Annotated in this window: 7 protein-coding genes; all 7 read left to right on the top strand. The window is 64.9% G+C overall.

What is annotated here, in order from left to right:
• Nucleotides 1-422, top strand: a 422-nt coding sequence (locus tag FPV26_RS12715) for an XVIPCD domain-containing protein (RefSeq protein WP_181952661.1), incomplete at its 5' end; no start/stop codon positions are given.
• Nucleotides 423-742: 320 nt separating this feature from the next.
• Complete coding sequence (locus FPV26_RS12400) at nucleotides 743-1,867, top strand: Fic family protein (RefSeq protein ID WP_147654186.1); 1,125 nt, start codon at nucleotides 743-745, stop codon at nucleotides 1,865-1,867.
• A 214-nt stretch (nucleotides 1,868-2,081) separates the two neighbouring features.
• Nucleotides 2,082-3,647, top strand: coding sequence for a class I SAM-dependent DNA methyltransferase (locus FPV26_RS12395; RefSeq protein ID WP_147654185.1), 1,566 nt, complete (start codon nucleotides 2,082-2,084; stop codon nucleotides 3,645-3,647).
• Entirely contained in the window at nucleotides 3,637-4,938 is a 1,302-nt protein-coding gene (locus FPV26_RS12390; protein ID WP_147654184.1) for a restriction endonuclease subunit S, read from the top strand. The genes FPV26_RS12395 and FPV26_RS12390 overlap by 11 nt, the downstream gene beginning before the upstream one ends.
• A gap of 64 nt (nucleotides 4,939-5,002) precedes the next feature.
• A complete protein-coding gene (locus tag FPV26_RS12385) occupies nucleotides 5,003-5,992 on the top strand; it encodes a virulence RhuM family protein/type II toxin-antitoxin system death-on-curing family toxin (protein ID WP_147654183.1) in 990 nt (329 codons plus the stop codon).
• Between the two features lie 3 nt (nucleotides 5,993-5,995).
• Nucleotides 5,996-9,190 (top strand): type I restriction endonuclease subunit R, encoded by a 3,195-nt coding sequence (locus FPV26_RS12380; protein WP_147654182.1) that lies wholly within the window; start codon nucleotides 5,996-5,998, stop codon nucleotides 9,188-9,190.
• 531 nt (nucleotides 9,191-9,721) lie between these two features.
• Nucleotides 9,722-9,898: a helix-turn-helix domain-containing protein gene (locus FPV26_RS12375; RefSeq protein ID WP_147654181.1), complete on the top strand. Its 177-nt coding sequence runs from the start codon at nucleotides 9,722-9,724 to the stop codon at nucleotides 9,896-9,898.
• Nucleotides 9,899-9,971: the final 73 nt, after the last annotated feature.

The raw sequence follows: 9,971 nt of genomic DNA, 5'->3' as shown, positions 1-9,971 counted from the left end.
ATGATCGCCTCAGGGAGCAGGAAGTCCACCTATCCGGCTGTCCAGATTTCCGGGGCCACCTCTGCATCGCCCACGGCCCGCACAGCGAGCAGGCGGCCGCCGCGCTCACCGTGGAAGCGGCACGCCATGGCCTGGCCATCACCCATGTCGAGCTGGACGCGCAGGGCAAGCTCCTGGGCCTGGAGCGCTGGTACGCGACGGCACCACCGCGCATGGTGTCGGTGGAGTCGCGGCATGCGCTGTCGCTGCCCATGGCGGAGCACGCCCTCCGGTGGCCGCAGACACCGCCACTGCACCACGCTCATTCACAGCCGGTGCCGCAGGACACCGTGCAGGCGGTTGACGCATACCACCGCCAACCGGAACAGCCGCCTGCCCAGGATGCGATGCAGCGGGAGCAGCCCCGGCTCCGGGCCCGGTGACCGGTCGGGTTTCGGGTGATTGGTGGTGGAGCACGGCGCATCCACGCCGCTGGATTCTCAGTTCGCAAAGTCAAGCAAAGCGCTTGAGGGCGAACGTCTGTAATAAAACATTCCTGTACGGCGAACGGCGCCCGCAGGCCCGCGCCGTGTCGGCCGTAGCAGTCGACGGGGCCGGCTGGCGCCCAGAGCGAGGGTGCCAACGCCGGCAACTGCCGAAGCGCGCCTTCCTCGCCCCATCCTGCGGCGAACAAGGGGACATTCACCGCATGTTATACGGTGAATAACTTGCCGGCGCGGAGATTCCGAGCCATAATCTCCGCATGAAAAGCGGCGGTTACCACTACATCTGGCAGGCCCCCGATTGGCCGAACTGGCGCTACGACCTCGCTGTGCTGGCGCAGCCGATAGTGGCGGTCAGTCGTGCCCAGGGGGTGTTGTTGGGCCGGCTGGCCGACGTTGGCTTGGCGTTGCGCGACCAAGCGAGCCTGGCGGCCCTCACCGAGGACGTGGTCAAGACCAGCGAGATCGAGGGCGAGCGGCTGGACACCGAATCCGTGCGTTCGAGCATCGCCCGCCGCCTAGGGGTAGACATCGGCGCCCTGGCTCCGGTGGATCGGCACGTCGAGGGTGTGGTCGAGATGGTGCTGGACGCCACCGCCAACTGCGGCGCACCGGTCACGTGCGAGCGGTTGTTCGGCTGGCACGCAGCGCTGTTCCCCACCGGCTACTCGGGGCTCACCAAGATCAAGGTGGGCACCTGGCGTGACGATGCCCACGGCCCGATGCAGGTGGTCTCCGGTCCCCTCGGGCGCCAGCGGGTGCACTTTGAAGCGCCGCCTGCCGGTCGGCTGCAGGCCGAGATGGATCGCTTGCTCGACTGGGTGAATGGATCCACATCGGATCTGCCCCTCGTCAAGGCCGGCCTCGGGCATCTCTGGTTCGTTACCATCCACCCGTTCGACGACGGCAACGGCCGGATCGCCCGCGCCATCGGCGATCTGCTGCTGGCGCGCGCCGATGGAAGCCCGCAGCGCTTCTACAGCCTGTCGGCCCAAATCCAGCGTGAGCGCAAGGCGTACTACGAGATCCTGGAGCGCACCCAGAAGGGCACGCTCGATGTCACCGAGTGGCTGGCCTGGTTCTTCGCTGTCTTGCACCGTGCGGTCGATCAAGCCCACCACACGCTTGACGCCGTCCTTGCCAAGGCGCGCTTCTGGCAGCACTGGGCGGCCACGCCGCTGAACGAGCGACAGGTGAAGCTGCTCAACCGGCTGCTCGACGGCTTCGAGGGCAAGCTCACCAGTAGCAAATGGGCGGCCATCGCCAAGTGCTCTCCGGACACGGCCCTGCGCGATATCAACGATCTGGTGGCGCGTGGCGTGCTGCGCAAATCGGCCGCGGGCGGGCGTTCGACCAGCTACCAGTTGAACGATTTGCCGGGGTAGCCATGGCACGATGGCCGGATCATCGTGCTGCGCGTGCGCATGGTGGTGACCGGCAACATGCCGCTACGCTGGGGGTAGACTGCTCGCTGGGCCAGGAACAGCACCGCCTGTGGCTCGCCGACCGCTAGGCACTTGAGGGCGTGCAGAACGCCAAGCTCGCCTTGAGGTATGGGCCATCCACGACCGACACGCATCGCACATGGGATTTTGATACATGGCACGGAGCGACACGAACAAAAGCAAAAGCAACGGCAACGGCGCCAGCCTCGGCTTCGAGGCCGAGCTCTTCAAGGCCGCCGACAAGCTGCGCGGCAACATGGAGCCCAGCGACTACAAGCACGTCGTGCTGGGCCTGATCTTCCTGAAGTACATCTCCGACGCCTTCGAGGCCAGGCACCAGGCACTTCTGGCCGAAGACCCGCAGGCGGCCGAAGACCGCGACGAGTACCTGGCCGACAACGTCTTCTGGGTGCCGAAAGAGGCGCGCTGGTCGCACTTGCAGGCCAACGCCAAGCGGCCGGAGATCGGCCTTCTGATCGACGAGGCCATGCGCGCCATCGAGAAGGAGAACGAATCGCTCAAAGGCGTGCTGCCCAAGGACTACGCCCGCCCGGCGCTCAACAAGGTGATGCTGGGCGAGCTGATCGACCTGTTCTCCCGCATCGGCCTGGGCGATGAAGCCCACCGCGCCAAGGACCTGCTGGGCCGGGTGTACGAATACTTCCTGGGCCAGTTCGCCGGCGCCGAAGGCAAGCGGGGCGGCGAGTTCTACACCCCGCGCTCGGTGGTTCGCGTGCTGGTGGAGATGCTGGAGCCTTACCACGGGCGGGTGTATGACCCCTGCTGCGGTTCGGGTGGCATGTTCGTGCAGAGCGAAAAGTTCGTCGAGGAGCACGGCGGGCGGCTGGGCGACATCGCCATCTACGGCCAGGAGAGCAACTACACCACCTGGCGACTGTGCAAGATGAACCTGGCGGTGCGCGGAATCGACGCCGACATCCGATGGAACAACGAAGGCAGCTTCCACAAGGACGAACTGCGCGATCTCAAGGCCGATTACATCCTCGCCAACCCGCCGTTCAACATCTCCGATTGGGGCGGGGACCGCCTGCGCGAGGACGCGCGCTGGAAGTTTGGTGTGCCGCCCGTGGGCAACGCCAACTTCGCCTGGCTGCAACACATCCATCATCACCTTGCGCCCAACGGCACCGCGGGCGTGGTGCTGGCCAACGGTTCCATGTCCTCGCAGCAGTCGGGCGAAGGCGAGATCCGCAAAGCCATGATCGAAGCCGACGTGGTGGATTGCATGGTGGCGCTGCCCGGGCAGCTCTTCTACTCCACGCAGATCCCCGCCTGCCTGTGGTTCCTGGCCCGTAACAAGAACCCGGGCAAGGGCCTGCGCGACCGCCGCGGGCAGGTGCTCTTCATCGACGCGCGCCAGATGGGCGTGCTGGTGGACCGCACCCGGCGCGAACTCACGGACGCCGAAATCAAGAAGATCGCCGACACCTACCACGCCTGGCGCGGCGAAAAAGAGGCGGGTGCGTATCAAGACGTGCCCGGCTTCTGCAAATCCGCCACGCTGGACGAGATCCGCAAGCACGGCCATGTGCTCACCCCCGGGCGCTATGTGGGCGCGGCAGCGCAGGAAGACGACGGCGAGCCCTTCGAGGAAAAGATGGCGCGCCTATCCGCCCAGTGGCGGCAACAGCGCGAAGAAGCCGCCCGGCTGGACGCCGCGATCGAGGCCAACCTGAAGGAGCTGGGGTATGGCGGGTGAGTGGCGCGAGCTACCTTTCAGCCAGGCTGTAACGGTGAACCCACGGGTCCAGCTTACCCGTGGCGCGACTTACCCGTTTGTCGACATGGGAGCGGTCAGCGCAGGCTCACGTTCAGCGTATGCGAGCGAGCAGCGGCAGTTCGACGGTGGCGGTTCTCGCTTCGTGGTCGGCGACACGCTAATGGCCCGAATTACGCCTTGTCTTGAGAATGGGAAGATCGCCCGTTTCGCTGGACTACCGGGTGAGATCGGCCACGGGTCGACAGAGTTCATCGTGATTCGTGGCCGAGATGGTGTTAGTGATACGGACTACGCCTACTACCTGACGAAGTGGGAAGGCGTCAGTGGGTATGCGATCAGCCAGATGACGGGTACATCCGGCCGCCAGCGCGTGCCATCCGAAGCGCTCGACCATCTGAAAGTGTTGCTTCCACCCTTGTCCGAACAACGCGCCATCGCCCACATCCTCGGCGCGCTGGACGACAAGATCGAGCTGAACCGGCGGATGAGCGAGACGCTGGAGGCGATGGCGCGGGCGCTGTTCAAGGCATGGTTCGTGGACTTCGAGCCCGTGCGCGCCAAGATGGAGGGCCGCTGGCGCCGCGGCGAGACCCTGCCCGGCCTGCCCGCCCACCTCTACGACCTTTTCCCCGACCGCCTCGTCGACTCCGAACTCGGCGAGATTCCGAAGGGGTGGGGGGTGGGAACGATCGGCGATGTGGCGGAGCATAACCGTCGCAGTGTTCAGCCGGGACAGATAGCACCAGATACGCCATACATCGCTCTCGAACATATGCCTAGGCGATGTATTGCTCTTCCGGAGTGGGGCATGGCGGACGGACTCGAGAGCAACAAATTCCGCTTCAAAAAGGGCGAGATCTTGTTTGGGAAGCTTCGACCTTACTTCCACAAGGTTGGAGTGGCACCGATCGATGGGGTTTGCTCTACCGACATCGTTGTAGTAACGCCCCGCTCGGACGAGTGGTTCGGCTTCGTTCTCGGCCACGTTTCGAGCGTCGCGTTCGTCGAGTACACAAATGCCGGGTCGTCCGGAACGAAGATGCCGCGGACAAGCTGGGAGGACATGGCACGCTACGAGGTTGTGTTGCCGCCGGAGCGCCTAGCGGCAGCATTCGCGGGCCTGGTTCGACCATTCATCGAACAGATCATGTGCCGCATTCACGAGTCCCGCGCCCTCGCCACCCTGCGCGACACCCTGCTGCCCAAGCTCATTTCCGGCGAACTGCGGGTGAAGGATGCCGAAACCTTCCTGGAGCGCGTCGCGGCATGAGCAAGCACGATGCGCTTGTCGTTGAGTCCAGCGCATTCACGATCCATTTCAGGGAGGAAAGCCGATGAACCCTGCCGCCGACGTCATCATCTACGACAGCGCGGAAGCGCGGGTCGAGGTGCGGTTGGACCGCGAGACCGTCTGGCTGACCCAGGAGCAGATGGCCGCGCTGTTTGGCCGCGAGCGCTCGGTCGTGACCAAGCACATCCGCAATGTGTTCGCGGAAGGCGAACTGGAGCGCGGGGCAGTGTGTGCAAAATTTGCACATACTGCCGCTGACGGCAAAACCTACCAGGTCGAGTACTACAACCTGGACGTCATCATTTCGGTCGGCTACCGCGTCAAGTCGCAGCAAGGTACGCGCTTCCGCCAATGGGCCACGCGGGTGCTGCGCGAGCATCTGACCCAGGGCTACAGCCTGGACCGGCAGCGCTTCGAGCAAAACGCCGCCGAACTGGAAGCTGCGTTGGCGCTGGTGAGAAAGGCCGCGGCAGGCGAGACGCTGACCGCCGAGCAGGGCCGCGGGCTGGTGGACGTGATCGCCCGCTACACGCAAACGTTTTTGTGGCTACAACGCTACGACGAAGGCTTGCTCACCGCCCCGGCAGGCAGCCCGGGCGGGGTGCTGCCCGCCCTGGACGAAGCCCGCGCGGCGATCGCGCGGCTCAAAGCCGATCTGATGGCGCGCGGGGAAGCGTCCGATCTGTTCGGGCGCGAGCGCGGCGACGCCTTCGCCGCCATTCTGGGCAACCTGGAGCAGACGGTGTTTGGCGAACCAGCCTACCCCAGCATCGAAACCAAGGCGGCGCATCTGCTGTACTTCGTCATCAAGAACCACCCGTTTTCCGACGGCAACAAGCGTACCGGGGCCTTTTTGTTCGTGGACTTTCTGGCGCGCAACGGGCGCCTGCTGCGCAACGGCGAGCCCGTCATCAACGACGTGGGGCTGGCGGCGCTGGCGCTGCTGGTGGCGGAATCGGACGCCAAGAACAAGGACGTGATGATCCGCCTGATCGAGAACATGTTGGCGCTGCCAACACCGGCCGGAGCTTGAAGGATGGCCTTTCTGTCGGAAGCCGAGGTCGAAAACGCCCTGCTGGATCAGCTGCGCGCGCTCGGCTACAGCATCGAACGCGAGGAGAACATCGGCCCCGACGGGCATCGCCCCGAGCGCGAGAGCCACGACGAGGTGGTGCTGAAGCGGCGCTTTGAGCAAGCGGTGGCCCGCCTGAACCCCTCGCTGCCTGCTGAAGCCCGGCACGACGCGATCCGGCGCGTGACGCAGTCCGAGCTGCCGAACCTTCTGGAAGAGAACCGCCGGCTCCATCGTCTGCTGACCGAAGGCGTGGATGTGGAGTACTACGCGGACGATGGCGTGCTCACCGCCGGCAAGGCGCGGCTGATCGACTTCGATGACCCGGCCAACAACGACTGGCTGGCGGTGAACCAGTTCGTGGTCATCAACGGACAGTATCAGCGGCGGCCCGATGTGGTGCTGTTCGTCAACGGCCTGCCGCTCGCGGTGATCGAGCTCAAGGCGCCGGGAGACCACCAGGCCACCGTCGTGGCCGCGTTCAATCAGTTGCAGACCTACAAGCAGCAGATTCCGCAGCTCTTCCAGACGAACGCGCTGCTGGTGGCGTCCGATGGACTCGTGGCGCGGGTGGGCTCGCTCTCGGCCGATCTCGAACGCTTCATGCCGTGGCGCACCACCGACGGCCGGGAGGTGGCGCCCAAGGGAGCGCCGGAGCTGGAGACGCTGATCGCCGGCGTGTTCGAGCCTCGGCGCCTGCTGGACCTGCTGCGCGACTTCACGGTGTTCGGCGAGACGGGAGCCAGCCTCGTCAAGATCATCGCCGGCTACCACCAGTTCCACGCGGTGAAGAAGGCGGTGGAGCAGACCGTGCGTGCCATGCCGCCTGCCCATGTCGCGAAGGAGGACCCGGCCGACTACGGCCTGCCCTCGGTCAAGAGCCAGCGCCCCGGCGATCGGCGTGCCGGCGTGATCTGGCACACGCAGGGTTCGGGCAAGAGCCTGTTGATGGCCTTCTACGCCGGCCTCTTGGTCAAGCATCCTGCGATGGAAAACCCGACGCTGGTCGTGCTGACCGACCGCAACGACCTGGACGATCAGCTCTTCGCCACCTTCTCGATGTGCCGCGACCTGATCCGCCAGACGCCGGTGCAGGCCGAGGGGCGCGAGCACTTGAAGGAACTGCTCAACCGAGCGTCGGGCGGGGTGATCTTCACCACGTTGCAGAAGTTCGGCGAGGTCGAGGGGCCGCTCACCTTGCGGCGCAATGTCGTGGTCATCGCCGACGAGGCGCACCGCAGCCAGTACGGTTTCAAGGCCAAGGTGGACGCCAGGACCGGCGAGATTTCCTACGGCTTCGCCAAGTACATGCGCGATGCCCTGCCGAACGCCTCGTTCATCGGCTTCACCGGCACGCCCATCGAGGCCGACGACGTGAACACCCCGGCGGTGTTCGGCCACTACATCGACATCTACGACATCAGCCGCGCGGTGGAAGACGGCGCCACGGTGCCGATCTACTACGAGTCGCGCCTGGCGCGCATCGAGCTGGCCGAGGACGAAAAACCCAAGCTCGACGCGGAGATCGAGGAGATCCTGGAAGGCGAGGAAGAGTCCGCCCGCGAACGCACGAAGCAGAAGTGGGCCACGGTGGAGGCCCTGGTCGGCGCGGACAAGCGCTTGAGGTTGGTCGCGGAGGACATCGTCCGCCACTTCGAGGATCGGGTGGCGGCCCTGGACGGCAAGGCGATGATCGTCTGCATGAGCCGGCGCATCTGCGTCAAGCTCTACGACGAGATCGTGAAGCTGCGTCCCGGATGGCACAGCGATGACGACCACGCCGGCAGCGTCAAGATCGTGATGACGGGCGCGGCCTCCGATCCGGCCGACTGGCAGAAGCACATCGGCAACAAGGCGCGGCGGGATCTGCTTGCCAAGCGCGCCCGCGACCCGAAGGACCCGCTCAAGCTCGTGATCGTGCGCGACATGTGGCTGACCGGCTTCGACGCGCCCTGCATGCATACGATGTACGTGGACAAGCCGATGCGCGGCCACGGCCTGATGCAGGCCATCGCGCGCGTCAACCGCGTGTTCCGCGACAAGCCGGCCGGGCTGATCGTGGACTACATCGGCATTGCGCAGAACCTGAAGAACGCGCTGGCCCAATACTCACCGCGCGACCGCGAGAACACCGGTATCGACGAGGCCGAGGCGATTGCGGTCATGATGGAGAAGTACGAGGTCGTGCGCGACATGTTCCACGGCTTCGACTACCTTTCGGCCTTGAACGGTTCGCCGCAAGCGCGTCTTGCGATGATGGCTGGCGCCATCGAGTGGATTCTGGAGAGGCAGCAACAGTGGGCCGCCCAGGAAAGGACGCCCGAGGGCAAGAAGGCGGCGCACCGGCGCTACCAGGACGCCGTGCTGGCGCTGTCCAAGGCGTTCGCGCTGGCGGCATCCAGCGATGAGGCGCGGAATATCCGCGAAGAGGTGGGCTTCTTCCAGGCCATTCGCGCAGCGCTGGTCAAGTCGAGCGTAGGCGCAGGCACCTCCGCCCAGGATCGGGAGCTTGCGATCCAGCAGATCGTCAGCCGCGCGGTGGTCTCGACCGAGATCGTGGACATCCTGGCGGCCGCAGGCATCAAGAGCCCGGACATCTCCATCCTGTCCGACGAGTTCCTGGCCGAAGTGCAGCAGATGGAGAAGAAGAACCTGGCGCTGGAAGCCCTGCGCAAGCTCCTCAACGACGGCATCCGCTCACGCGCCAAGGCCAACGTCGTGCAGACCCGTGCGTTTTCGGAGCGGCTGGAGGAGGCGGTCGCGCGCTACCACGCCAACGCGATCACGACGGCCGAGGTGCTGCAGGAGCTGATCCAGCTCGCCAAGGACATCCGCGCCGCCCGGCGGCGCGGGGAAGAGTCCGGCTTGTCGGACGAAGAGATTGCCTTCTACGACGCACTCGCGGAGAACGAATCCGCCGTGCAGGTGATGGGCGACGAGAAGCTGCGCGTGATCGCCCACGAACTGCTGGTGAGTCTAAAGGAGAACGTCTCGGTCGATTGGGCGCATCGTGAATCGGCGCGCGCTCGAATGCGGGTGCTGGTCAAGCGCATCCTGCGCAAGTATGGCTACCCTCCGGACCTCCAGGACGCCGCCGTGCAGACGGTGCTCGCGCAGGCGGAGGCTTTGTCGGCTGGCTGGGCGGTGCGAGCACGTTGATTCGCACCTGCGAGAAAAAGGGCCAACCGTTCCGGTTGGCCCTTGGGTGTTGGTGGCGGAACAGGGAACCGAACCCGCGTCCGCATATGAGGTTCGTTAGCAAAGCACTGTTCTTGAGGGTGCCCGCCCGTACCAAGTGGCCGTTTTGCTTCGTGAAAAATCTCGGCTGGGTCGGCGTCGGGTTGCGATAGTCCGAGCAGACTCGATGAAATCGTCGGCTGGGCGCGTCCAGACGAGTTTCCGCCAAGAAACATGCGGACGAGCAAGGGGCTGCGGGCGCTCGGTTACAACGTGAGGATCGGCGTTTGGCTGCGGCTGCCCGCAGCACTTGTAGGCTCCCGATCAAACCTTTACCTATCGCCGGATCGGACTGCCCCAGCACACCCTCTCTGGAAATTTGAGTCACATCAATCGCCCAGCAGATCGCGGGATGTTGACTCTTGACTTTTGCATATTAGGCGCAATACCTTGCAAAGTCTTGAAAAAAATCCTCGATTGGGGCTGTACGAAGGCGGAACTTGTGGGGGTGGTATGACAGCGCGCCAGCAGGCGATCTGCACACTCGACGAGTTGGCTGCCTACTTGAAAGTCGGCAAGCGGACGCTCTACCGGCTCGCCGCGCACGGGGAAATTCCGGCCTTCAAGGTGGGCGGGACATGGCGGTTTCGTCAAAGAGAGGTGGCCCCGGAAATCTGGACAGCCGGATAGGTGGACTTCCTGCTCCCTGAGGCGATCATGATCGCCGAGTTCAAGGAGCTTTTGATGAGTCGCAGACCCCGTC

The organism is Vulcaniibacterium gelatinicum, assembly GCF_008033445.1.
GTDB classification, from domain to species: domain Bacteria; phylum Pseudomonadota; class Gammaproteobacteria; order Xanthomonadales; family Xanthomonadaceae; genus Vulcaniibacterium_B; species Vulcaniibacterium_B gelatinicum.
Note: the sequence above shows the minus strand (reverse complement) of the source record. Positions and strands in the feature narration are given on the sequence as shown.